16 protein-coding genes, 1 pseudogene and 1 riboswitch are annotated in these 25,283 nt (G+C 44.3%); of the genes and pseudogenes, 10 read left to right on the top strand and 7 right to left on the bottom strand.

The window, feature by feature from the left end:
* Positions 1 to 379: 379 nt before the first annotated feature.
* The 3 genes and pseudogenes from CFT61_RS09655 to rlmN all read right to left on the bottom strand — a co-directional run.
* Positions 380 to 1,468: pseudogene (locus tag CFT61_RS09655) on the bottom strand (PdxA family dehydrogenase); the annotation flags it as partial.
* A gap of 6 nt (positions 1,469 to 1,474) precedes the next feature.
* Positions 1,475 to 2,422, bottom strand: coding sequence for a DUF4837 family protein (locus CFT61_RS09650; protein ID WP_176425569.1), 948 nt, complete (start codon positions 2,420 to 2,422; stop codon positions 1,475 to 1,477).
* A gap of 13 nt (positions 2,423 to 2,435) precedes the next feature.
* A complete protein-coding gene (rlmN, locus tag CFT61_RS09645) occupies positions 2,436 to 3,506 on the bottom strand; it encodes a 23S rRNA (adenine(2503)-C(2))-methyltransferase RlmN (protein ID WP_089544232.1) in 1,071 nt (356 codons plus the stop codon).
* Positions 3,507 to 3,586: 80 nt separating this feature from the next.
* Between rlmN and CFT61_RS09640 the strand changes: the two genes are divergently transcribed.
* From CFT61_RS09640 to CFT61_RS09620, 5 genes are all read left to right on the top strand, one after another.
* Positions 3,587 to 7,450, top strand: a complete 3,864-nt coding sequence (locus CFT61_RS09640) for a DUF4922 domain-containing protein (RefSeq protein ID WP_089544231.1) — start codon at positions 3,587 to 3,589, stop codon at positions 7,448 to 7,450.
* A gap of 9 nt (positions 7,451 to 7,459) precedes the next feature.
* Positions 7,460 to 8,794: an MFS transporter gene (locus CFT61_RS09635; RefSeq protein ID WP_089544230.1), complete on the top strand. Its 1,335-nt coding sequence runs from the start codon at positions 7,460 to 7,462 to the stop codon at positions 8,792 to 8,794.
* A 227-nt stretch (positions 8,795 to 9,021) separates the two neighbouring features.
* The gene (locus tag CFT61_RS09630; RefSeq protein ID WP_089544229.1) at positions 9,022 to 9,990 is read left to right on the top strand and encodes an SPFH domain-containing protein; all 969 of its coding nucleotides are present in this window, start codon (positions 9,022 to 9,024) and stop codon (positions 9,988 to 9,990) included.
* Positions 9,991 to 9,996: 6 nt separating this feature from the next.
* Complete coding sequence (locus CFT61_RS09625; RefSeq protein ID WP_089544228.1) at positions 9,997 to 10,239, top strand: DNA-binding protein; 243 nt, start codon at positions 9,997 to 9,999, stop codon at positions 10,237 to 10,239.
* Positions 10,229 to 10,984, top strand: a complete 756-nt coding sequence (locus CFT61_RS09620) for a hypothetical protein (protein ID WP_089544227.1) — start codon at positions 10,229 to 10,231, stop codon at positions 10,982 to 10,984. Before CFT61_RS09625 ends, CFT61_RS09620 begins: the two co-directional genes overlap by 11 nt.
* Before the next feature lie 29 nt (positions 10,985 to 11,013).
* Here CFT61_RS09620 and CFT61_RS09615 read toward each other — a convergent pair whose 3' ends face one another.
* The gene (locus CFT61_RS09615; RefSeq protein ID WP_089544226.1) at positions 11,014 to 11,427 is read right to left on the bottom strand and encodes a secondary thiamine-phosphate synthase enzyme YjbQ; all 414 of its coding nucleotides are present in this window, start codon (positions 11,425 to 11,427) and stop codon (positions 11,014 to 11,016) included.
* 293 nt (positions 11,428 to 11,720) lie between these two features.
* Positions 11,721 to 11,832: riboswitch (SAM-I-IV-variant riboswitch) on the top strand.
* On the opposite strand from CFT61_RS09615, the gene CFT61_RS09610 reads away from it, so the two are divergent.
* The gene (locus CFT61_RS09610) at positions 11,832 to 12,113 is read left to right on the top strand and encodes a hypothetical protein (protein ID WP_089544225.1); all 282 of its coding nucleotides are present in this window, start codon (positions 11,832 to 11,834) and stop codon (positions 12,111 to 12,113) included. (Overlaps the previous riboswitch by 1 nt.)
* Positions 12,114 to 12,153: 40 nt before the next feature.
* Here the strand turns inward: CFT61_RS09610 and CFT61_RS09605 are convergent, their stop codons facing one another.
* Genes CFT61_RS09605 through CFT61_RS16970 form a run of 3 tightly spaced genes read right to left on the bottom strand, consistent with a single transcriptional unit; the run spans position 12,154 to position 13,848 of the window.
* Positions 12,154 to 13,008 (bottom strand): TIGR02452 family protein, encoded by an 855-nt coding sequence (locus CFT61_RS09605; RefSeq protein ID WP_089544224.1) that lies wholly within the window; start codon positions 13,006 to 13,008, stop codon positions 12,154 to 12,156.
* Between the two features lie 40 nt (positions 13,009 to 13,048).
* Positions 13,049 to 13,666 carry a GNAT family N-acetyltransferase gene (locus tag CFT61_RS09600; RefSeq protein WP_089544223.1) on the bottom strand — a complete coding sequence of 206 codons (618 nt, stop codon included), beginning with the start codon at positions 13,664 to 13,666 and terminating at the stop codon, positions 13,049 to 13,051.
* A gap of 8 nt (positions 13,667 to 13,674) precedes the next feature.
* The gene (locus CFT61_RS16970) at positions 13,675 to 13,848 is read right to left on the bottom strand and encodes a hypothetical protein (RefSeq protein ID WP_153073944.1); all 174 of its coding nucleotides are present in this window, start codon (positions 13,846 to 13,848) and stop codon (positions 13,675 to 13,677) included.
* Between the two features lie 765 nt (positions 13,849 to 14,613).
* Here CFT61_RS16970 and CFT61_RS09595 point away from each other — a divergent pair.
* The 4 genes from CFT61_RS09595 to CFT61_RS09580 all read left to right on the top strand — a co-directional run bounded on the left by CFT61_RS09595 (position 14,614) and on the right by CFT61_RS09580 (position 25,213).
* Positions 14,614 to 17,514 (top strand): SNF2-related protein, encoded by a 2,901-nt coding sequence (locus CFT61_RS09595; RefSeq protein WP_089544222.1) that lies wholly within the window; start codon positions 14,614 to 14,616, stop codon positions 17,512 to 17,514.
* A gap of 41 nt (positions 17,515 to 17,555) precedes the next feature.
* The gene (locus CFT61_RS09590) at positions 17,556 to 20,399 is read left to right on the top strand and encodes a site-specific DNA-methyltransferase (protein ID WP_089544221.1); all 2,844 of its coding nucleotides are present in this window, start codon (positions 17,556 to 17,558) and stop codon (positions 20,397 to 20,399) included.
* A gap of 8 nt (positions 20,400 to 20,407) precedes the next feature.
* Positions 20,408 to 23,656 (top strand): DEAD/DEAH box helicase family protein, encoded by a 3,249-nt coding sequence (locus CFT61_RS09585; protein ID WP_089544220.1) that lies wholly within the window; start codon positions 20,408 to 20,410, stop codon positions 23,654 to 23,656.
* Between the two features lie 384 nt (positions 23,657 to 24,040).
* Positions 24,041 to 25,213 (top strand): MFS transporter, encoded by a 1,173-nt coding sequence (locus CFT61_RS09580; protein ID WP_089544219.1) that lies wholly within the window; start codon positions 24,041 to 24,043, stop codon positions 25,211 to 25,213.
* The last annotated feature ends 70 nt before the right edge of the window (positions 25,214 to 25,283 follow it).

Below are 25,283 nucleotides of genomic sequence, written 5' to 3'. Positions count from 1 at the left end.
GTCACGTATCAGGCTGATATTGCTGCCGGAAACATACAAGTTCCAGCAGCTAATTTCGCCTTGTTTTTTACTCTTTAGAAGCAGGCTTCTGACCAGCCTGAACTGCAGAGAGAACAGCTGAGAGTGCTGCAGCAGCCTGTGCAGCCTTCTGCTTGTTTGGCTGTTGAGCTTTCTGGTTGTTGTTTTGCTGCTCGTTGTTTCTTGGAGCATTGTTCTGCACCTCCTTCTGCTCGTTGTTTCTTGGAGCATTGTTCTGTGCCTCCTTCTGCACCTCCTTCTGCTCGTTGTTTCTTGGAGCATTGTTCTGTGCCTCCTTCTGCTCGTTACCCTTTGGTGCTCCCTGTTTTCCGTTCTTTGAAGGGAATGGAGATGGAGCGTGCTTCTTAGGGATAGAGAAGCGAACCTTTTCACTTTCGTCTCGCTTCTCGTGATAGAGTTTTGGCAGCGGGTTTGTACCCACCTCGTCGCTTGTTTCGCGATGGCGGAAAGCATCGAGTGCCGTGAAGATAGCATGGCGGAATGATGTTGGGTCTGCCTCGTTGCAGCCTGCCATGAAGTAGCAAGGAGTTGTGTTGGCTGCGGTATGGATAAGTGGCAAGCCTGCAGTGTAGAGCACGCCATCCTCGTTGTAGAGAGCATGGAATGGTACGGTAGCCTGATCGTAGTACATTGCCATGATTCCATCGAATTCGCTGAAGTAACCGCTGCCGAAAAATTCGTCTGCAGGGTAAGGACCAAACGCCTGGATTCCCTTGTCAGCAAGGTGGTCGATAGCCGGGATGATGATTTCGCGTTCCTCTTTGCCACAACTCTGTTCCTCGTTGATGCTAGGATTCAGGGCTAGTACGGCGATACGTGGATTGGTGATGAGGAAGTCGCGCTTCAATGTCTGCCAGAGCAATGTTGTCTTGCTCACGATACTTTCCTGACTGATTGCACCAGCTACTTGAGCCAAAGGAGTCTTTTCTGTGATAGCTGCGATACGGAGGTCGTCTCCGATGAGGATGCTCAGGGAACTGTTGCGGTCGCCGATGCATGTTTCGATGTACTCCTTGTGTCCCTTGAAGGTATATCCTTCTATTTTGACGTTCTGACTGCTTACTGGTGCTGTAATCAAGACATCGTAGAGATTGTTGCGATAGTCGGTCATAGCACGGTCGAGTGCTTTGATGGCTGCAGCTCCTGATTCATCAGTAGGAAGTCCCATATCTACCTTAACCTCTTCATCTACGGCTGCGAGGAGGTTGATACGTCCATCTTCTGCATCTTCTGCTTTCTGGATGATAGAGAACTGGGCTGGCAGATTCATCGCCTTGCGATAATAAGCTGCCACTTTAGGTGAACCATAGATGATTGGGGTGCAAAACTCCAACATCTCTGGCTCACTGAATGCCTTAAAAATGAGTTCATATCCGATACCATTGGTATCTCCGTGGGTGATAGCCACCCTGATTTTCTTGTTGTCCATTAATACTTATTTTATAGTAGAAATCGCAGCTTCGAGCTGCTTGATTAATATTTTCTTTTTCATTTCGGGAGCATAGACGAAGCCAATGATGTAGAGGTCGTAGCCTTGCTGAATTTCTGCTTGGCTTGTTGACTTATGAATGCGATGCATGACATAAGGTCCTCCCATGGCATCCCCCTTCATCTCCCAGAGCCCTCTTTCTGAAAGAACTGGAATCTCCATATACATGCTGTCGGTTTCGCCGAGCATGTTGGTTCGAAGAATGCTGTCAATCTGAGTCTTGTCATTTACATAAAATGCATTTGAATTCTTCATTCTTCGTTCTTCACTCTTCACTTTAAACACAAGCAGGTTTTGCATTCCCGTACTTGCATTATTCGAGATCCAGATGAAGTCTTTTGCTTTTTTGCTGGCGTTCATCGAGACCGGAATCTTCATGTCAATTCCAAACATCTTCTTGATTTCGTCCTGCATCTCCTTGTTTTGTTTGCTGGGGTTGCAGGAGATGATATCTGCCAGATGTTTCAACTCTACCTCATTCACGATTTGGCGGAGTCTTTCGCCATTGAGCCTTTCCTGCAACTGCTGTGTCGAGCGGGCTGTAATGCGGATGATATTCTGCGGTGCAGCATTTTCGTCGTGGCTCAGCCTGACGGAGAAGTCCCGCTCTCCAATATTCACGATGATGCGGGTTCTGACGAGCAGATAGCTGCCCTGTGTCTTGCCCTTTTTTACCTGAATCAGTCGGCAGAGTGGTTCGGGTTGAGGTAGTCCTGTCACATCCTCCGTCAGCATCTTTGTCACGATGCTGTCGGTATCACCCTCGAGTACCACCTCGTAAGGTTGTCCCGTGCTGGCTGGCTTTTTCCTGTTCTTACCTGTTATATCGCAACTTGTCAGGAGAACGAATATAAGATAGAACGGGAAAAGGAACGTTATCGTTTTTCTCACCATTATGTTATTCTCTCTACATCTCCTCTTTCTGCTTCTCATCCTCATGATGTCGGATTTCTCCGATCTTTTTCGAGGTGCTGAGCAGACCGCAGGCTGCGTAGATGTCCTGGCCGCGGCTGGCACGGATAGTGGTGAAAACACCGTGGGAAGTGAGGTAATCACGGAACTGCTCCATCTTCTCATCGTTCACACCCTGCAGCGGGATGTCGGGAATCTGATGGAAGCGGATGAGATTGAAACGGCAATCAAGCCCCTTCACCAGTTTGATGATGGCCTTGGCATGCTGCATACTGTCGTTCACTCCCTTGAATACGATGTACTCGAAACTCAGGCGGCGCTGATGAGAGAAATCGTAGTTCTTCAGAAGCTCTACCACCTGTTCTATACTCATTCCGCGTTCAGCAGGCATCAGTTCTGCACGTTCTGATGGTATCGGGTCGTGCATCGAAATTGCCACATGGCATTCGCTCTCTTCCAGGAATCGCTTCAGCTTATTCTTCACGCCTACAGAACTTACAGTGATTCGTTTCGGACTCCACGCCCAACCGTAATTGGCGGTGAGAATTTCTGTGGCACGAAGCACATTGTCGAGATTGTCCATCGGCTCTCCCTGTCCCATGAATACGATATTGGTGAGCTTATCCACCTCAGGCAGCGAATAAATCTGGTTCAGAATATCGCCGGCAGGCAAACTTCCCTCGAATCCCTGCTTTCCTGTCTGGCAGAAGAGGCAGTTCATTTTGCAGCCCACCTGTGATGAAACGCAGAGGGTGGCACGGTCTTTATCCGGGATATAGACCGTTTCTACGAATTTGCCGCTTCGGGTAGGGAAGAGGTACTTGATGGTACCATCCACAGAGTATTGTGCGTCAGAGAATTCTGCGCATCCTATTTCGTATTCGGCAGCGAGCTTGGCACGGTTGGCTTTTGAGATGTTGGTCATCTCATCAATGCTCTTTACGTGCTGCTCATAGAGCCACTTCGCCATCTGTCCGCCGGTGAAGGCAGGCATGCCGAGATCCTTGGCCACCTGCTTCAATTCAGCAAGTGTAAGACCTAAAAGATATTTTTTTTCATTATTCATACTGCAAAGATACGCTTTTTTGCTGAAAAATTCGTATCTTTGCCACATATTTTAATATAATAAGCTAAAATAAGGTGAAAATGAGAGAAAAAATAGATCTTTTCTTGCCTTGTGACGACCTACAGGAAGCTAGATTTACGACCATAGATCTTCACGAAGACAAAACAGTACAGCATATCAACCTCCTGGTGAGCACTGACTTCGCAGCCCAGCATCCGGTGCCGGAAGGTTGCACCTTCATTGCCGTTGACCGCCTTGAGAGTTCTAACACAGTAGAGAGCATCGCTGAGAACACCGATGCCGACTATGTGTTGATCTGTACCAAAAATACAGATATCCAATGGGGCAATCTCGCATTGGAGCGTTTTCTCCGTGTGGCTGATGACACGGGAGCTGTGATGGTTTACTCCGACCATTATACGAAGGTGTTGGATGAGGAGGAAACAGCCAAGTTCCAGGCTTCATTGGGTGAAGATGCTTCTGAGCAGGAGAAATCACTGAGAGTTTCTAAGTTGGAAAAGCATCCGGTAATCGATTATCAGCAGGGTTCACTCCGTGATGATTTCGATTTTGGAAGCCTCTGGCTCATCAAGGCACAGGCTCTCCGTGATTATGTAGCTCAGCGCGATCGTCAGGAATACCTCTATGCAGGTCTCTACGACCTGAGACTTTATCTGAGTAGAGTGGGAGAAATCTTCCATATCAATGAGTATCTCTATACCGAGACTGAGAGAGACAATCGCAAGAGCGGTGAGAAGCAGTTTGACTATGTGAATCCTCGTAACAGGGAGGTGCAGATAGAAATGGAAAAGGCTTGTACCCAGCATCTTGGCAAATTGGGCGCTCTGATTGATACCTGTTACTATCGTCAGCCGAATTTTGATGAGCAGGACTTTGAATATGAGGCATCTGTCATCATCCCAGTTTTCAATAGAGAGAAGACCATCGCAGACGCTGTGCTTAGTGCAATGAGCCAGAAGACCAATTTCAAGTTCAATGTCATCGTCGTAGATAATCATTCTACCGATCGTACCGGTGAAATCGTGCAGAAAATAGCTGATAGTCCACGTCTCTTCCTGCTCCAACCTACAAGCAAAGACCTTGGAATAGGTGGATGCTGGAATCTGGCCATCTCTAGCGAGTTTTGCGGAAAGTTTGCCGTTCAGCTCGATAGCGATGACCTCTATTCTTCTACCGATACACTGCAGAAGATAGTAGATGCTTTCCATCAGCAGAAGGCTGCGATGATTGTGGGTTCTTATCGTATGTGCAACTTCGATCTGCAGACCCTTCCTCCTGGACTTATCGACCATAAGGAGTGGACCGAGGAGAATGGCTGCAACAATGCCTTGCGCATCAACGGATTAGGCGCTCCTCGTGCTTTCTTTACCCCGTTGGCTAGACAGATACCGTTTCCTAATACCAGCTATGGCGAGGACTATGCGATGGGCTTGGCTTTCTCTCGCCGCTACCGCATCGGCAGAATCTATGAGGAACTCTACCTCTGTCGTCGCTGGGGAGGAAACTCTGATGCTGCTCTTAGTATAGAAAAGGTGAACGCCAATAATCTTTATAAAGACCGTTTGCGCACCATGGAGTTGAAGGCACGTCAGCAGATGCTGTTGGGAAAGGCTGATATCATGGAAGATAGCAGTATCTCCCGATTCTTCAATCGACAGTTGGAGCAATGGGGGGAGGCTCGACATCGTTATCGCGACCTCAAGCACGTAGAGACCAAGACGCTCTCTGAGTTTGTGAAGTTGCAGTGGAATCCGGCCCGTATGGTAAGCACGGGAGCTAAAATCGACAAGAAGGCATTGAGCGAGCGCCCTTGCTTCCTCTGTGCTGCCAATCGTCCGGAAGAACAGATGGTGCAGCAGATAGACGATAAGTTCCAACTTCTGGTGAATCCGTTCCCTATCTTGCCAATCCATTTCACGATCCCGGCACGCAAACACCAGTATCAGCTCATCTATAAGAACTATGGTGAGATGCACAGATTCCTGAGTCTGCACAGCGACTTGATGGTATTCTATAATGGTCCGAAGTGTGGAGCTTCTGCTCCAGACCACCTGCATTTCCAGGCTGGTTCTAGTGGACTTCTTCCTTTGCAGGCAAACTGGCAGCGTCTTTCCCGCAATCTTACCGATATCATCTCGCTGAATGATGATGAGAAGATTGCATTGGTTCGCGATTTCATCGTGCCAGCCTTTGTTATCATCTCGAAGAGTGAAGAGAGTGATGAAACCCTCTTCCGCCGACTTTACAAGGCTTTGCCTCATCGTGGCGACGAGAAAGAGCCAATGATGAACATCGTAGCCTGGCGTAAGTGTGAAGAATTCATCACTGTGGTTATCCCAAGAGAGAAACATCGACCAGATGCTTACTTTGCTGAAGGGGATGCACAGGTGATGGTTTCGCCGGGAGCACTCGATATGAGCGGACTCATCATTACTCCTCGTGAGGAAGATTTCCGTAAACTCACCGATGAAAAGGCTACTGCTATCTTGCAGGAATGCGGTATCAGTCCAGAGAAGGTAGAGACTATCGTTAACAAGCTGAAGGCGGCAAAGGAGGCTAAGGCTGCTGTCGGAGCTTCTGCCTTATATAATAATGGTAAGGAGCCGGAAGTAACTGTTGGAATCGTGAGTGCGCAGAAGGTTCATTTCATACTCAACAAACCTTATCTTGCCAAGGGAGAAATCGTAATCGGTGAGCAGGAGGTGGAATTCTCAGAAGGTGGCGTGCTTTGGAACGGAAATCAGTATAGTTCACTGACTTTCCATCCGCAGAGCTCGAATGCCTCTTTCTCCTTGAGTGATGTAACCATCGGTGTGAACTTCCATTGGGAGCGTAAGGAAACCCAGACTTTCCTGGGTACGCTGAGATTCCTGGTAGAATCTGATAAGATTTTAGCCATTAATGAGCTGCCTGTAGAGAAATATCTGGAGAGTGTCATCAGCAGTGAGATGAGTGCCACATCCAGTCTCGAACTCCTGAAGGCGCACGCCGTGATTTCCCGTTCTTGGCTTTTGGCTCAGATGCAGCATCGCAGAGAGGTGGCGGAGAGTGGCAACAATTTCTTCTCTTTCGTGAAGAAGGAGGATATGCTCATCCGTTGGTACGATCGCGAAGATCATACTCTTTTCGATGTTTGTGCCGATGACCACTGTCAGCGTTATCAGGGAATTACGAAGGAGACCTCACCACATGTGGCAGAGGCGGTAAGACTCACCAGAGGACAGGTTCTGCTGGATGGTGATGAGATTTGTGATGCCAGATTCTCGAAGTGTTGTGGCGGTATTACCGAAGAGTTCCAGTATTGCTGGGAGAATACGCCGAAGAATTATCTCACAGCCGTAAGGGATATTGCCTTGGGTGTAGAGGATGCAAAGGTTATGCCTGATCTTACCAGCGAGGAAGAGGCTGAGAAGTGGATTCGCTCGAACCCACCTGCTTTCTGCAATACGACAGACAAGAAGATTCTTTCGCAGGTATTGAATGACTATGACCAGGAGACTGCCGATTTCTATCGCTGGAAGGTAACGCTCACTCAGGAGAAACTCCAGCAGCTTATCGCTGACAAACTGAAGATGGATTTTGGTGCCATCCTCGACCTGAAGGCCGTGGAGCGTGGTAAGAGTGGAAGAATCAGCAAACTCCAGATTATCGGTACCGAGAAGACCTTCACCATCGGTAAGGAACTCGAAATCCGACGTGCACTCAGCGATTCTCATCTTTTAAGTTCTGCTTTTGTGGTAGATAAACAGGATGAAGATGAGCAGGGAGTACCTCAGCGTTTCGAACTCATCGGTGCAGGATGGGGTCATGGAGTAGGTCTCTGTCAGATTGGTGCTGCTGTGATGGGAGAGGAAGGTTATCTGTATGATGCCATCCTCCTGCACTATTATCAGGGTGCTGAAATCAAGAAACTCTATAAATAGTGATGTAAAATGGTAACAAAGAAAAATAGTCGGAATCCATGGGCTTGGATTCCGACACTCTACTTTGCGGAAGGACTGCCTAACGTCATCGTGACAGCCCTCTCTGTGGTTATGTATATGCAGTTGGGCTTGACTGATGCTGAGGTGGGTCTCTATACCGGATGGCTCGCCCTGCCTTGGGTTATCAAACCCTTGTGGAGTCCATTCATCGACCTGCTGAAGACTAAGCGTTGGTGGGTATTGACGATGCAGGCGCTCATCGGAGCAGCTCTTGCCGGCATCGCTTTCTCGCTGCCTACTGCCTTCTGGTTCCAGGCCACGATGTGCTTCTTCTTCCTCATTGCCTTCTGTAGTGCCACCCACGATATTTCGGCGGATGGTTTCTATATGATAGAGTTGGATGAGCATACGCAGACCAAGTTCGTGGGTTTGAGAAATACCTTCTATCGCCTTGCCATCATCTTCGTGAATGGATTCCTGGTGATGCTGGCTGGTGTTCTCCAGGTGCTGTTCCGTAACCAGATTCGCTTCTCATGGGCGCTTATCTTCTACGGATTGGCAGGTATCTTCATCGGATTGTGGCTCTATCATAGCCGGTTCATGCCGCGTCCGAAGGAGGATGTGCAGACCGATAGAACGGTGGGCGAAGTGGCGCACGAACTGAAGAATATGTTCCGCACCTTCTTTGTGAAATTCGGATTGGGAGAAACCATCTGTGTGATGCTCTTTCTCCTGCTCTATCGTTTCCCGGAAGCACTCTTGAATACGATGACCAAAACCTTCGTTCTTCGTCCTAATTCGCAGGGCGGACTGGGATTGTCTCCGCAGGAATATGGCTTTGCCAATGGCACTGTTGGACTAATCGGTTTGCTGCTGGGTGGAATCATCGGTGGTATTCTGGTGAGTAGGGATGGTATGAAGAAATGGCTTTGGCCGATGGTTTGTGCCATTACCCTGCCTGATGTGGTTTACATCTATTTGAGTTACTCACTCAATAGCGACATCATCGTGGTTTCGAGCTGCCTCTTTATCGAGCAGTTCGGTTATGGTTTGGGCTTCACGGTTCTTACCCTTTATATGCTGTTCTATAGCCAGGGCAAGTTCAAGACATCCCATTATTCCATCTGTACAGGTATCTCTTATTTAGGTTTGATGTTGCCAGGTATGGTTTCGGGATATCTGAAAGATATGGTAGGCTATCGCTTGTTCTTCATCATCGTGATGGCATGCTGCGCCATCACCTTCCTGGTTACCGCTTTCCTGAAGATAGATCCTGAGTTCGGAAAGAAAGAGAAGGAAATCAAGGAGGAAATAGAAGAGGAAGAAATGGAAGTGATAGAATAATATTTCTATAGAAGACAGAATCTATCTCTATATGAAGATAGAATCTGTTTTCTATATATAAATAGGTGAAAATCTGAGAAAAGGTCGTTGGGTATCGTCCCAACGACCTTTTTACGTTAAAGTATTTGAAATCTTTTTCTTCTGCCCTTGTGATATCATTTTAATATCGTATATTTGCGATATCAAAATGATATCAACATCAATAACGTAATAAATAAAGTAAAATTATGGAGAATAAGGAATTTACGTATCAGGGAAAGACCTTGAATGGCATCCTGATGTTAGTGTTAAACATCATCGGCTTTCTGGCTGGAGTTGGCTTGTTTATATTTGCCTGCGTTTCGCAAGAAGGCTGGCTGGCAAATGTCTGTGGTGTTTGTGGCGTACTGCTTCTCGTCCTGAGTATCATCTGCGTCTGCGGTTTCATCCTGGTAGAGCCGGGTCAGGCTCGCGTGTTGCTTTTCTTCGGTAAGTATCGTGGCACTTTTACAGAGCCGGGTTACTATTGGCTGAATCCGTTTATCAGTCAGAAGAAGCTTTCGCTTCGTGTGCGCAACCTCGATGCCGAACCTATCAAGGTGAATGACAAGACGGGTAATCCGATTATGATTGGTATGGTGCTGGTATGGAAACTGAAGGATACCTACAAGGCTATCTTCGAGATTGATACCCAGACGATGGCAGAGGGTTCTACGGGGCAGGCTGGCATCGGTGCTTCTGCTGCACAGATCATGAACATGCTGGGCCGCTTTGTTCAGATTCAGGCAGATGCCGCTCTCCGACAGGTAGCTGGACAGTATGCCTACGATGATGACGAGGGTGGAAAGTCGAATCAGATTACGCTTCGAGATGGAAGTGATGAGATTAATAAGGAGTTGGAGGCTCGCATCGATGAGCGATTGGCAATGGCAGGTATCGAGGTGGTAGAGGCCCGCATCAACTATCTGGCTTATGCTCCGGAGATAGCAGCCGTGATGCTTCGTCGCCAGCAGGCTTCAGCCATCATCTCTGCCAGAGAGAAGATAGTAGAGGGTGCCGTGTCGATGGTGAAAATGGCATTGCAGAAGTTGAGTGATGAGGATGTGGTAGAGCTTGATGACGACAAGAAGGCTGCCATGGTCAGCAATCTGCTCGTAGTGCTCTGTGGCGATGATACCGCCCAGCCTGTAGTAAATACGGGAACATTGAATCATTAAAAAAGTATGGCTAAAAAGGAAACAAATACGAAGAGTTTTATATTGCGCATTGATTCGGAAACGATGAGTGCCATTGAAGCGTGGGCGGAGGATGAGTTCCGCTCAACCAACGGCCAGCTGCAATGGATCATCGCTGAAGCGCTGCACAAGGCTGGCAGACTGCCTAAGAAAAAGAAGGCTGCATCAAAGAAAACGAAGGAAGAAGTCGATTCAAATCAAATAGGAGGGGAAAAGAAAGATGAAGAATAAAATATTTAGTTTTGTGTTTGATTTATTCAAAAATGGCGATAAGGAAGAGCGGGTTGGCATCTTTGCGCAAGTCAAGATCTATCGTTCTACAAGTGCCAGGGTCTTTGAATTTATTGTAGGAATACTGGTTCTTGCCATGTGGCTGCTCACCATCAGAAACATCATTCATGCCACATCTGATGATTTGCCTTATCTTCTTCTGTTGGCTGGAATGGGTACTTTTTTCCCTATTGCTTGTTTGCTTCACAGCTATCATCCAAAGGCCAATGATTTTCCTTTCGTCAAGATAGTCAATGCCCGACAGGTATATTACCTGTCCCTGTTGGATCGCTATGCAGCTTTATGGTCAGCCCTCTTCTGGTTATGGATTAGTTGTATGGATTTTATCGGAAGTGAGCCTGTATTTGTGGGTGGAGTGATCGTTTGCTGTGTTCTTTTATGTCTGAACGGTGTATTCTTTTTTTATAAGATATACCAGTTGAGAAACCTGGTAGAAGTAGAGGATCCTGAGCCAGCTATCAAAAACGAGAAACTCTTGACTATCGGTGTGTTGGTATTGACGGCGGTTTTAGGTTTTGCGTTGCATCTCCTGCCGATTTGGGATTGTATGCCAAAGATATTAAGTGGATTTTTAAGAGGAATCCTCGTCATAGCAATGGTAGTAGGTATCGTCTGGGTATGCAAGAGATACTTCGGACTTTTCCGTGAAATTGATAAAGACGCCTCCGATTCATCCAGGAAATAGAGGCGTCTCCGAGTCGTCGCAACGGTTATTTATTCCCCGATAATCGTTGCGATGAGGTGTCGGCTTCCGCCTCCCTCTCTGAATTCACAGAAGTAAATCCCCTGCCATGTACCAAGGTTCAGTCTGCCATTGGTAATAGGAATGGTGAGCGATACACCCACCATGCTCGATTTGGCATGCGCCGACATATCCGTAGGTCCTTCATCCTGATGCAGGTATCTTGGGTCGCCATCTGGAACCAGTCTTTCGAAGATACCCTTTAAATCATGTCTCACATCCGGGTCGAAGTTCTCGTTCAGCGACAATCCGCAACTGGTATGTCTTACGAAGAGATTCAGTATCCCCGTCTTAGGCAGCGCTGGCAAGTTCCTCATCACCTCGTTGGTTACGAGGTGAAAGCCGCGAGGAAGCGGGCGCAATGAAAATTCTACTTGCTGTATCATATCATTCTTTGTTTTTATATTTCAATTGTTTGTATCTTTCTGATTGTCAATTTACAAAGGTAATTATAATTTTATTATTATAATACTATTATAATGCAAATATAGGAAAGTTTAACCATTAAAGGATATCTCTTTCAATCAAGTCGAGTACATCTCTTTTAATCAATTCGGGTATTTCGCTTGCTATCTGCTATCCTGAAAAATCTTCTTTTTTAGAAGAAGGAAAAAAACAAGAAAAATAATCCCGAAATAATTTGGTGGTTTCAAAATAATGATGTACTTTTGCACCCGAAATCAAGCATTAAGAGTTGCCCAGTTGCGGCACACCAACCGAGTTTCGCATAGAGATAACCACGGTGGTAAAAGAATGCGTAAGTGTTTAACAACTTAAAATAATTATCTTTATGAATCCGAATTCAGATTTAAAGAACAATGAGAGTGTAATGGCAGCTAATGCCGAGTCATCAACAATTAAGGCAGCTAATGCTGAGTCATCAACTGTTGGTGCAGGTTATGCCGAGTCAAGAATTTCAGAGTATGCTGCCCGTTTTGCCGCATACAGCGATGAGCGTTTGAAGCAGACCGTGGATCACGAGCGCAAGGTTCGTGGTTGGGGCAGCGAACGCAGCTACTTCCTCGCCGCCCTGCGAGGTGAGTGCGAGAAACGGGGCATTGATTACTGCTAATCAAGCCCCATCTGTGTAAATCTGTGAAATCTGTGGGAGTTTATGACTTGAATTCCTCGATGAAGGGTTGCAGGTTTCCACCTCTTGGCGAGTTATGGTCTTCAAGGATGGAGAAGGCGATGAGCTTGTACTTGTCCTTGAACTCCTTCTCGTTGATGACTTCGTGAAACAGTCTTGCGATATGTTTCGGAGGATTGTGAAAGGCACCGCAACCGAAAGCACCGAGCACGATGCTGTCGTGTCCGTTCAGCAAACCGATACGCAGCATCGTCCGCATTTTGTTTTTCGTCAGAGCGGCATCTTCTTCGCAGATGTTCCCATCTCTATCTAAATCAGGATGATTGATGGCAGCTACTGCCACGAACGACATATAATAAGGAGTATCGAGCAAGGCGAAGTCATCCTTAACTCCAGCTCTGAACACGGTAGCGTATGGCACATAGATGCCTCCGAATCTCACAGGCATCGGATATTGGAACTTGCTTTTTTCCAGACCGTAATCCTCGGCATATTCTGCATAACGATACATTGAGAGAAAGAGGTTGGTGCTGCGGAAGAGGCTCTCCTCCTGAGCCCGGCTTCCGTTCTTCACTCCACCGCCCGGGTTGCGACGGCTTGCCAGGTTGAGAACCACGGGATTGTATCCTTCCTGTTGCAACAGATGACCGCAATGAATGCTGTCGTCATTCTTCACGATAATCTTGGTGGAACCATCTGCAAGGGTAGGTATGTTTGAAGCATCCAGTGGCTTGGTATAGAATCTGCTTCCCTTCAGCATCTTCGTGTTGTCGGGCAGTTTCACTTCCTCCCCATTCTCAGAGGTATAATGTCCCTCCTGTACAATATCTATAGTTTGCTGATACACGTCAGCCAGTTGTCTTCTGTCGTTTATCATGATTTCTTCTGTTTTAAGCTAAGTATCTTTAAATACTTCATTAATCTTCTGCCAATAAGTCACAATACATGAGTCTCGTATTAAGGTGTATAGCCTGTTTGTCACAACATTTATCATCGTGTAGATGCATGTATCTAAATTCATCTTCTTCTGATTTGAATAAGAATTTGAAATGGCATTTCTTTTGATAGAACTGAAGAACATTTGGCTTGTTCTTAGCATCAACGATAGCCAATCTGCAACCAGATCTGTTGTCCTCATCAACAAACCATTCTTTGATAAATCTTATGACATCTGTTCCTATGCCTTTGTTGGCATATTTGGAAGCGACAGCTAATCTTCCTATTAAAACTCCAGGATATCTGCTTAAACGTTTTTCTCGATTGGAAATTTCTTTCCACATTTTGTTCTTTTTGGAAGATCCTAGGTCGAATAGACGAATACTATCGTTTGATACAGTGAAACATGCAATGATTTCTTTGGGGTTGTCAATTAGACGAAAGCAGTATGATTTTCCCATTCTGAATTTTGTATAATCAAGAGCGTCTTTGCAGAAAAACTCATCCATATCAGGGTCATCTCCGCAAGTGAAAAGATTGCATTCATCTATAACTTCCTTTGTTAGTACACAAAGAAAACCAATATCTTCTAATTTCATTTTCTTAATTATCTTAATCCAGATTTGCGTAACATTTCTCTCATTTTTATAACAAAGGGGTCTTTATTTCTATCCCTTTTCGATCTTGAAAGAAATGCTCTTTCGTTTGCTTCCATTTCCTCACGAAAGCGAATTGCATCTTCGCCATGTAAAGTAGGGATTGCTTTTATTGCTGTTGCCATATTTATGTCCTCCTATTAATTAATTTATTATATGTGCTGCAAAATTACAAGTTTTCTTTGTATTCTCCAAACTTTTATATATAAAAAATGTGGTATTCTCGATATTTCTTTGTAAATTTGCCCACAAAAGAAAAAATATATAATTATGGGAGGACAAACAAAACTTTCTGCCGATAGTTACGATATCTATGTTTCCCGATATTAAGAGTCTGAGCAAGAAGCAGAGAGAGGATTATATGATTATGGATGACCAGTATTTCTCCTTTGATGCTTCTAGTAAAATTTACTCGATAAAAGATATTTTGAGGTATTAAGTTGCATCTTTCATTTATTTTTTGTACCTTTGCCCTCGAAAAGGGAAAGGTTGCCCCAGGCGGCTGCTCCCTTGTAACATAAGTTGAACAAATAAAATAGAATAATAAGAAACAGAAAGAATAAACTTTAGACATATAATATAATAATATACAAGCGTTTACGATTATTTGGAGTCTCTTGAAATTTGGCGATTGAAACAGACATTCATATAGTAAATAAGGTAGATGCTCACGCTCATAAGGCGTGAGCTAAACTTATCTATATGAGTAGGTCACGCCAAATACCTAAGAGACTGATAAGTGAGGCTTACGCCTTTCTTATATAGTTTCGCAAAAAGGTATTTGTCTCTTCTGCATTGTTTTAGTAAGCCTGGAAGTTTGCCCAAGCATAGCAAAAATGTGACCTGCTAATTCCGATAAAGTTTACGCTCATAATCCCTTATAAGCGACGATGAAACAGGAAATCCCTTATTCATCTGCGCAGCTCTTGTATTATGCCTGGCAGTTGTCACGCAATAGGGGCGGTGCAGATGATGATAAGTTGACGGGTGTCTTGTCGGAGGCACGTGTCGATCTGAACCCCCATCAGGTGATGGCGGCTCTTTTTGCATTCCAATCTCCTTTCTCCAAAGGTGTTATCCTTGCCGATGAGGTGGGATTGGGAAAAACGATAGAGGCTGGTATTGTTATCAGCCAGTTTTGGGCTGAACGTAAGCGTCGTATCCTCATCGTTGCTCCAGCTACCCTTCGCCGACAGTGGAGCATGGAGCTGGAGGAAAAGTTCTTTCTGGATTCTTTTATTCTCGAAAAGAAAAAGGGGATTTCTTTAGACCATCTTTCCGATGGCAAGCAAATCTATATCTGCTCTTATCAGTTTGCTTCCAGACAAGCCGAAATCTTGTCGCGCACTCATTGGGACCTGGTGGTTTATGATGAGGCTCATAAACTGCGTAACGTTTATAAGTCAACCCCTTCGATGGCTTCCCGTCTGAAATCAGCTTTTTCTGATAGTCATAAACTCCTCCTTACCGCCACTCCGCTTCAGAATAACATTGAGGAATTATATGGTCTGGTAAGTATCATCGATGACCATTACTTTGGTGACTTGAAGAGTTTCAAGGCTCAGTATTGCTATAGTAACAAAAACGATGATATTGCTTTTGGTGATCTTCGCAGGCGTCTTCGCCCCATCGTGCATCGCACGCTTCGCAAACAGGTTACGGAGTATGTAAAATATACTTCCCGTATCCCGATGGCGCAGGAATATTATCCTGCCGTTGAAGAGCAGAAACTCTATAATCAAATCAGCGAGTATCTTCGCCGAGATGATACTTACGGATTACCAACCAGTCAACGTCAGTTGATTACGCTGATATTCCGCAAACTCATGTCTTCATCAACCTTTGCCATCGGCTATACGCTCAAAACGCTTATCGACCGTTTGCAGACCAAGCTAGCTCCTTATTCAGCCGATAAACAGCAAGGCTGGTATGGAGAAAATGGAAAAATTGCTATGGTTGCCGAAGATATGTTGGGCGATGATTGGGATGAATGGAATGAGCAGGATGAGAACGAACAGGAAGGAGAAATCCTTACTTCCGATGAGATAGAAGGTATCAAGGATGAAATCAAGGAACTCCAACGTCTATATGATCTTGCTAATAGTATCAGTAGCAATAAAAAAGGTGATTGCCTCTTGTCGGCACTCCATACAGGATTTCAGAAGATGGAAGAGTTGGGAGCCAACCGCAAAGCATTGATATTCACGGAAAGTACCCGTACCCAGCTCTATCTGAAACAGCTTTTAGAAGAGAATGGTTATATGGGCAAGATAGTCCTCTTCAATGGTTCCAACAATGATGAAACTTCCCGGAAGATATATAAGGCATGGAAAGAGCGGAATATAGGCACATCAGCCTTTACCCCTTCTTTGTCGGCAAACAAGCGCCAGGCTATTGTAGATTATTTCAGAGACGAAGCCGAAATCATGATTGCTACCGAGGCGGCATCAGAAGGTATCAACCTTCAGTTTTGTTCACTTATCGTAAATTACGATTTGCCGTGGAATCCTCAAAGGGTGGAACAGCGCATAGGTAGATGCCATCGTTATGGACAGAAGAATGATGTTGTGGTTTTCAACTTCATCAACAAGGCAAATGCAGCTGATGTGCGTGTGTTCCAACTGCTTTCTGAGAAATTCCATCTCTTTGATGGTGTCTTCGGTTCGAGTGATGAGGTGTTGGGCAGCATCGAGTCGGGTGTTGACTTTGAGAAGCGGATGCTCAACATCTATCAGCAGTGCCGTACTCCCGAAGAAATCAATGCAGCCTTCGACCAGATTCAGCAAGAGATGGATGCGAGTATCAAGGCAACGATGCAAGATACGCGCAAGCAACTGCTTGAAAACTTTGATGAGGATGTGGTGGGACTGCTGAAGATTCGTCAAGGCAAGGATATGGGAAATCTGAATAAGTTCCATCGCTGGCTTTGGACGATAACCATTGCTACGCTTGGTAAGGAGAATGTAGAAGTAGTAGATGAAACCAATCTCGTCTTTCGCTTGAAGCACAATCCTTATCCTGATGTGGCAGCAGAATGTGGCATGTATCAGATAACGACGCTGCAATCGCAATACATCAATTATCGTTTGTCTCATCCTTTGGCTCAAAAGGTCATTGCCTTGTGTAAGCAGAATATACAAAGCCAGCAAAATCTCCTCTTCGATTATAGCCTATACCGTTATAAGGTGGCAGATATAGAACAATGTGCTTATGAAAGTGGATGGCTACAGGCTCATCTTGTTTCTTTTATATCCGAAGGGCAACAGGAACAGCACATTGTGCTGACGGCACTTGCGGAAGATGGAACGGCTTTGGGTCAGGAGTTTGCTGAAAAACTATTGAATGTTCCAACGATAAGTACCGGAAATGTTCGTGTGCAGGAGGAAGCAAGTCAGAAGTTGGCTTCCCTGTATGATAACCGGCGAGCAGCCTTGACCGTTCAGATAGAAGAACGAAACAAGGCTTTGCTTGATGCTGAAATTCAGCATATCGAGAAATGGGCAGAAGACCAGCAGCTCACTTTGGAGAATGAACTGAAAGACATCAAGGCTAAAATCAAGGAGAAGAAAAGACTTTTGAGTCGTTCGGAGAATGCACAGCAAACATTGACCCTGGAAAAGGATTTGAATACCCTTACTCGTCAGCAGAAGCGTAAGCGAGCCGAAATCTTTAATCTCGAAGATGAGATAGAGGAGAAGCGAGACGGAATGATAGACAAAGTGAAGGCATTTATCCAGCAGCATATTACGGAAGAAGAACTCTTCTGCGTGCATTGGACTTTAAAGAAATGAATCGGAATCAAAGCAAAAATAATATAACTAAGGAATAAACAATGACACTATACGAACAGAAATTTAGAGATATACTTGCAGAAATACTGCAACTCGACCAAGCCGAACTCGACTTTGGTATATATCGCATCATGAATCAGAAGCGTAAGGATATCGAGGCGTTCTTGAACAATCGCCTTGTTCCTGAAATTACAAAGATTTTGAAGACTCAAACTTCTGCAGGAACTGATATTTCTGCCATGGAGAATGAGGTGTTTTCTCATTTGGCTAAATTCTTTAGCCGTTATTATGAGGGTGGCGATTTTATCTCTAAACGTCGCTATAAGGACGATGCCTATGCCATTCCTTATAGCGGAGAGGAAGTGAAGTTGTATTGGGCAAATGCCGACCAGTATTACATCAAGACTTCTGAGTATTTCAAGAATTACTCGTTCGTGTTGCCGACCAGCCGTCGTAAGGTACACTTTGTTCTTCGTGATGCGGATACAGAGCAGAACAACAACAAGGCTGCCAACAATATGGAGCGCCGTTTCCAACTTTGTGAAGCGGACTGTATCGCAGAGGAAGATGGTGAGCTTAACATCTTCTTTACTTATGAGTTGATGCCGAAGACTACCAAGCAGGATGCACTTATCAAGGATGCTGAGGCTAAGATTATTTCTTCGTTTGCAGAAGGAAAATATGCCGACTTTGCAGAGTTGGTCAATGAAAAGGTGCCAACAGAAAAGAATAAGGAACGCACTTTGCTGATGAAGCATCTGCAAGACTATACGGCAAAGAACAATTTTGATTATTTCATCCACAAAGACTTGGGCGGCTTCCTTCGTAGAGAACTTGATTTCTATATCAAAAACGAGGTAATGTTTTTGGATGATTTGGATGCTACTCATATCATGGAGCATTTGGCACAAGTGAAAGCCATCAAGTTGGTAGGAGAGAAGATTATCACCTTCCTTGCCCAGCTCGAAGATTTCCAAAAGAAGTTGTGGCTCAAGAAAAAGTTTGTAGTCGGTTGTGATTATTGTATCACACTCGACCGAATTCCTCGTACCCTTTACCCAGAGATTATTGCTAATGATGAGCAGCGTAAAGAATGGGTTCGCCTCTTTGCCATCGATGAAATCAAAGGGGATATGATGACCGAGGGCTATTGTGAGCCATTAACAGAAAAGTTCCTGGAAGACAATCCGTTCCTTGTGCTTGACACTAAGTTCTTTAGTGTCGAGTTCAAGCATAAACTCGTGGGAAGTATGGAGAAAGTAGATGAGGAGTGTAATGGATTGCTGATTAATAGTGAGAACTTCCAGGCTCTGGAATTGTTGCAGGAGAAGTATCGTGAGACTGTGAAATGTGTTTATATTGATCCGCCTTATAATACTGATGGTGACGATTTTATGTATAAGGATAGTTTGAAAAATTCATCCTGGCTGACAATGTTGTCTAATAAAACAATTAGTGGATTGTCTCTTATTGCAAAAGATGGCGTGCTGTTTTCTTCTATCGACGATAATGAACAGTCAAATTATAAAGAGTTGTTGGATTCAATTTTTGGACAAGGTAATTTTATTTCGCAATCAATGTGGCATAAAAATTATGCTTCAGCTAATGACTCGAAAACATTTTCTAGTGTTTTAGATTATATATTAGTTTATCGAAGAAGTTCATCATTTATAAGGAATCTTTTGCCAAGAACAGAAAAGCAAAACTCTTTGTATAAATATGATAGTAATGATGGTAAAGGCAGATGGCGTCCGGATAATTTGTCTGTTAGAACTTATTCTGCTAATTATGATTTTCCTATAGAAAATCCTAAAACAAATAAAATATATTATCCTCCTAAAGGTCGTTCTTGGATGACTAATAGAGAGAGAATTCAAGAATGGATAAAAGAAACAAGAGTGTATTTTGGGTTAGATGGAAATGGAGCACCACAGTTGAAGCGCTATTTAAATGAAGTTCAGCAAGGTGTTGTTCCTACTTCTTATTGGAGTTATGAAGAATGTGGACATAATGATGAAGCTCGTAAAGAAATTAAAGATTTATTTGGACAGCCTCCTTTTAAATCACCCAAACCTTCTAGATTGATAAGGCAGATAGTGCTTATAGGTGCGAACAAACAATCTGTAATAATGGATTATTTTGCTGGCTCTGGTACAACAGGTCATGCGGTCATCAATCTCAACAGAGAAGACACCGGAAATCGCAAGTATATCCTCTGCGAAATGGCGGAATACTTCAATTCTGTAACCAAGCCTCGCATTGAAAAAGTAATCTATTCCGAGGATTGGAAGGATGGCAAGCCTGTTTCTCGTAAAGGCATTTCTCAATGCTTCAAGTACATCCGTCTGGAGCAATATGAGGATACCCTAAATAATTTGCAGCCGAAGAACCAGCGACTCGACTTCGATAACGAGAATGGCAAGGGAGATTTCGAGGAAACCTATTTCCTTCGTTATATGCTCGATACAGAAACCAAGGGAGATCTCTTCAACCTGGAATGGTTTAAGAATCCGTTTGCCATGTCTATCAAGACAACCAAGGATAATGAGTTGGTAGATACCCATGTTGATATGGTGGAAACATTCAATTACCTTATCGGTCTGAATGTTGAGACGCTCCGTTATCCTAAGGATGGCTACTGTGTGGTGGAAGGAACTACCCATATCGGCAATGAGCGAACTCTCGTGATTTGGAGAAACTGCAACAAGGTGAGCAACGAAGACTTGAATGAATTCTTCCGTAAGCAAGCCTACTGCACCACAGACTCAGAGTTCGATAAGATTTATGTAAATGGTGATAATACATTACCGAATATCAAGACGGATGAGGAGCATTGGAAAGTAGTACTCATTGAGGAAGAATTTAAGAAGAGAATGTTTGAATAGGTCTTATTATGGCTAAGAAAATACAGAAAAAAGGAAAACTGCAGCAGGCACTGGTCCTGTTTCATTATATCTTGCAGCTGTTTGGCTGTAAGGACTTGGAGGCTTGGTCTCGTGATCTCAAGGATCCTGCATACGAAGGATTGAATGATGACCACGAGTCAAAACTCTATCATGAGCTTTGTCATAAGCTCTATGCTACAGGTCCTTTGTCCATAGAACAGTTGTACTTTTATGACCAGCATATCGTGAAGTTTACTGATGAGATTAACGAGAAGCGAAGTGAACCAATCAAGTGGAAGTACTTCCAGTATCTATCCCTCTTGTTCACGGAAATCTATCTCGACCAGTATTTCAGTAATCCGCAGGCACTTTGCGACAACCTGAATCGTTTTCTGCATGATGACTTCAATCATCGTGCAGAAACCTGGCACGAGTTGCCCGACTTTACAGTTGATGACTTGAATAAGTTGGCTTATTGGAATGCAACAGGTTCAGGTAAGACTCTGCTGATGCATGTCAACATCAAGCAATATCAGGAGTATGCCAGGATTCATCATGCCAAGAAACTCAACCGCATCATCGTATTGACTCCAAATGAAGGATTGAGTCGTCAGCATTATGAAGAGTTGAAGGCTTCTAATATGGATGTTGCTATGTTCAGCAAGCAAGGTGTTGGTGGTTTGTTTCAAGGCAAGGCTGTAGAAATCATCGATATCAATAAATTGGCAGATAAGGATGGAGATAAAACGGTAGCTGTTGAGGCTTTCGAGGGCAACAACCTGGTATTGGTAGATGAAGGTCACAAAGGTTCCAGTGGCGATGTCTGGATGGGGTATCGCCAGAAGTTGACCGAGGAAGGCTTCTCTTTTGAGTATTCCGCTACCTTTGGTCAAGCCATTTCTGCAAAGAGTAATGCCAAAGACCGGAAGGCGATGTTTGACCAATATGGTAAGGCAACACTTTTTGATTATTCCTATCGTTATTTCTATGCCGATGGATATGGCAAGGATTATCGTATCATGAATATGAACGACTGGAATGATGATGATTTGCTCAATATGTATCTCACGGCATATTTGCTATGTCTTTATGAACAGACTAAAATCTATCAGAGTGATATGCGGATTCATAACAGGTTTCTGGTGGAAAAGCCTTTGGGAATATTTGTGGGAAGTAGCGTAAAGGCTGTGAGCAAGGAAAATAAGAATCAGGTATCGGATGTAACTCAGATACTCTTGTTCTTGCAGGATTTTATCCGGAATCGTACAGAGTTTTCAGGTTATATCCGTCGTTTGCTCAGTTCGGAAGATGGATTGAAAACAAAGAATGGTTATTCTGTATTTGGCAATTCTTTCCTGGCGCTTAAAGGTGGTTATCTCGTAGAAGATGACAAACAGAAGTTTGCCGAGAATATCTACGATGCTATCCTGCGGGATCTTTTCCACTCCAATATCCATAGTGCCCAACTTCATATCGATCTTCAAAAAGGAGGTTTTGAGGAGATTGGATTGAGAGTAGGAAGTACTAAGGATTATTTCGGCGTCATCAATGTGGGTGATGGTAAGGAATTGCTGAAACTCTTGCAGGATAAAGGATTTCTTTGTGAAACGAAAGCATTCGGAACTTCCAGCCTCTTCAACAATATCAATTCTCAAGATTCAACCGTCAACATCCTGATTGGTTCCAAGAAGTTTACTGAGGGATGGAGCAGTTGGCGAGTTTCCGTGATGGGTCTGATGAATGTGGGACGCAGCGAAGGTTCTGAGATAATTCAGCTTTTCGGTCGTGGCGTTCGTCTGAAGGGATATAGATATTCCCTGAAGCGAAGCAAGATGCTGGATGCCTGCTATCAGGAAGAGATGATTCCAAAGAATTTGTCAACCATAGAGACTCTGAATATCTTTGGCGTGCGGGCTGATTATATGGAAGCCTTCAAGGCATATTTGGAGGATGAAGGTTTACCTACCAATGAGATAGACTATGAGAAGATTGTCATCAAAACCATTAAGTCTGTTGATTTAGATGCTCTTCATCTCTCATTGCCGAAAGTCGTGGATGGCTATAACTTCAAGAAGTCTGCCGTGGTGGAACCTGCCGATGAAAGCCTGATGAAAAAGGTGAATGTAAAACTGGACAAATATCCAAAGGTGGATTTGCTGAGAAGCAAGAATGTTCAAACTGCTAATGCAGCAAGTCGCTATATTGGTGTTTTGGGACAGGAGCATCTGAATTGGATAGACTGGACGGAAGTGTTCTTTGCCTTGCAGGGTATGAAGGCAGAGCGAGGTTGGTATAATCTGAAATTGCGATTGGAAGACTTGAAGTATCTGATGGCAAATCCTTCCTGGTACGAATTGTCAATTCCTGAAGACCGTTTGAACTTTCATGATTTCGGAAAGAATGTGGAGTTGTGGCAGGATGTTACAATCAGTCTGCTCCGTGGCTATATGGATATGGCTTACAAGAAGGCCAAGTCGAAGGAAGAGCAAAAACATCTGAAGGAGACACGCGTTACCTATTATAATATAGGTATGCCTGACGAATATGAAATAGAGGTTCGTAACGACTTGTATAATGTGGTGGATTATTTGAAAATATTGCAGGAGCAGGTGGAGACCAATGAATTTGGTAAAGACTTAGTTCTTGATGCTCCTTATTTCAAGGCTTTGAATGTGGAGGAACATCTGTATAAACCTTTGGTCTTCCTTGCAGAGAAAGATGTCAATGGTAATCGTCCTTATGTAGATGTTGTAACTGGTGAGCCAACGTTGAAGGTGTCTCCTGTGGCATTAAACTTAGGAGAACAGAACTTTGTTACTTCCTTCCGTGAATATTGTAGGGTTCATCAAGACGATGTGCTGGCTGGTAAGCAGGTTTATCTGCTTCGCAATGAGAGCAAGAGGGGATTGGGTTTCTTTGATGCAAACAACTTCTATCCTGATTTTATCTTATGGATATTGGATGGAGAGAAGCAATACATCACCTTCATCGACCCGAAAGGTATTCGCAATCTTAAAGGATTGGAGGATGATAAGATTCAACTCTTCAAGTATTTACAGACAGAAGTGGCTTCTCAGTTGGGCAACGCTCACCTGATGTTGAACAGTTTCATTATCAGCAATACACCAATGGAGCAGGTGGAGTTTTGGTTGAAGAATCCATTTGAGAAAGGTGAATTCCAAAAGAATCATGTGCTGTTTAAGGATGATAAAGGCTATCTGGACACAATGGTGAATATGATTTTGCAGTATATATAGAAAAAAGTTTTTTCTAATTTAATGCCACATCTACCACGCTGATGTGTAAGTGGTTGATTCAGATAGAATAATGGGTGGCAATAAGGTGCTTTCTTGTTGCCACCTATTGCCACACAGATATGTTCTGATATATGACGCAAGTACTTACGATATTTAGAAGACGCAAGGCAATGCAGAAAGCTGCTGCATGACGAGTGCCAGGGTAATCAGTGTTTGTTTCTTCATTGCTAGTTTGTTTTTAATTCTTTTTCTGAGTGCAAAGGTACGTCAAAAATCTCATACCGAGCTATATTTTTTGTTCAAATATCACTCTTTTTCTGCTTTTTTTTGTAATTTTGCAGCCGCAAATAAAATAGGTATATATAAATAAAGGTATTAATAGGGATGACTGTAAGTTTGAATCACTTGGGAGATTTAGCCCGCAAGCGAGTGGCTGTTGCGGCTTATTATTTTGTGCCGGGAGTGGTGTTTGCCAGTTGGGCAAGCCGTATTCCGGATGTTAAACAGATGTTGCACTTGAGCAACGGCCAGTTGGGAACGGTGCTTTTTGCCATTCCTATCGGCCAGCTTCTGATGATGGCTTTCTCGGGCGTTTTGGTGAGTAAGTTTGGCAGCAGGAAGATGATTCTGCTTGCTGAGGTGCTCTATGCTTTCGTGTTGTTCTGTATGGGAAGCAGCAGTACGGTGTTCCAGCTGATTCTTTCTCTGATGGCTTTCGGAATGATGGCGAATCTGATGAACATCGCTACCAATACGCAGGCTTGTCTGGTGGAGAAAATGTATGGGCGCAACATCATGTCTTCTTTTCATGGTCTGTGGAGTTTGGGCGGATTCTCGGGCGGTATCATCGGAGCCGTCTTTGCCAATACCCTGCTTCCGATAGAGGTTCACTTTGGAGCTGTCTTGGTGATGAGTCTTCTCATTATCGCCATCGGATTCAGATATCTGGTAGATGATGCTACGGCAAAGGCTGAAGAGGAGGATGTGCCGAAGTTCTCTTTCAAGACCATTGACCCGATTCTGTTTCTCCTGGGATTGATGGGATTTGCCGGCATGTTCTGTGAAGGTACTGTTTACGATTGGAGTGGTGTGTATTTCTCATCAGTAGTAAAACCCGATGAGGCTTTTATCCGTGCGGGCTATGTGGCAGGTATGGGAGCGATGACTCTGGGTAGATTCCTTGCCGATGGCTTTGTTACGAAATACGGCCCAGCCAGGGTGTTGAAGGTTTGTGGTGCTTTGATATTGGGCGGTTTGTGGCTGGCTGCTGCCTTGCCTTATCTGATTCCTGCCACTTTGGGCTTCCTGCTGGTAGGTTTCGGCATCTCTTCATCGGTGCCTATCTGTTACAGTATCGCCGGAAAACTGGGAACCATCAAGGCGAGCATTGCCATCACCATCGTTTCGAGCATCAGTTTCTTCGGTTTCCTGGTAGGACCACCGGTTATCGGATGGCTTGCTGAGGCTACCGGTCTCCGCATCGCCATCAGTATTGCCGCCTGCCTGGGTCTGATGATCGCGTTTGTTGCCGCAAAGGTGGAAAAGAGAATATCTTGACTGCTGGCGAATATGATTCATAGTGATGTTATCCACCACGATATTTCTTTTTATCCTTAATGGTAATTGT

The sequence above is a fragment of the Segatella copri genome (genome assembly GCF_002224675.1).
In the GTDB taxonomy this organism is placed as follows: Bacteria; Bacteroidota; Bacteroidia; order Bacteroidales; family Bacteroidaceae; genus Prevotella; species Prevotella copri_U.
The sequence above is the reverse complement of the archived record's forward strand: the minus strand, read 5'-3'. Positions and strand labels throughout refer to the sequence as shown.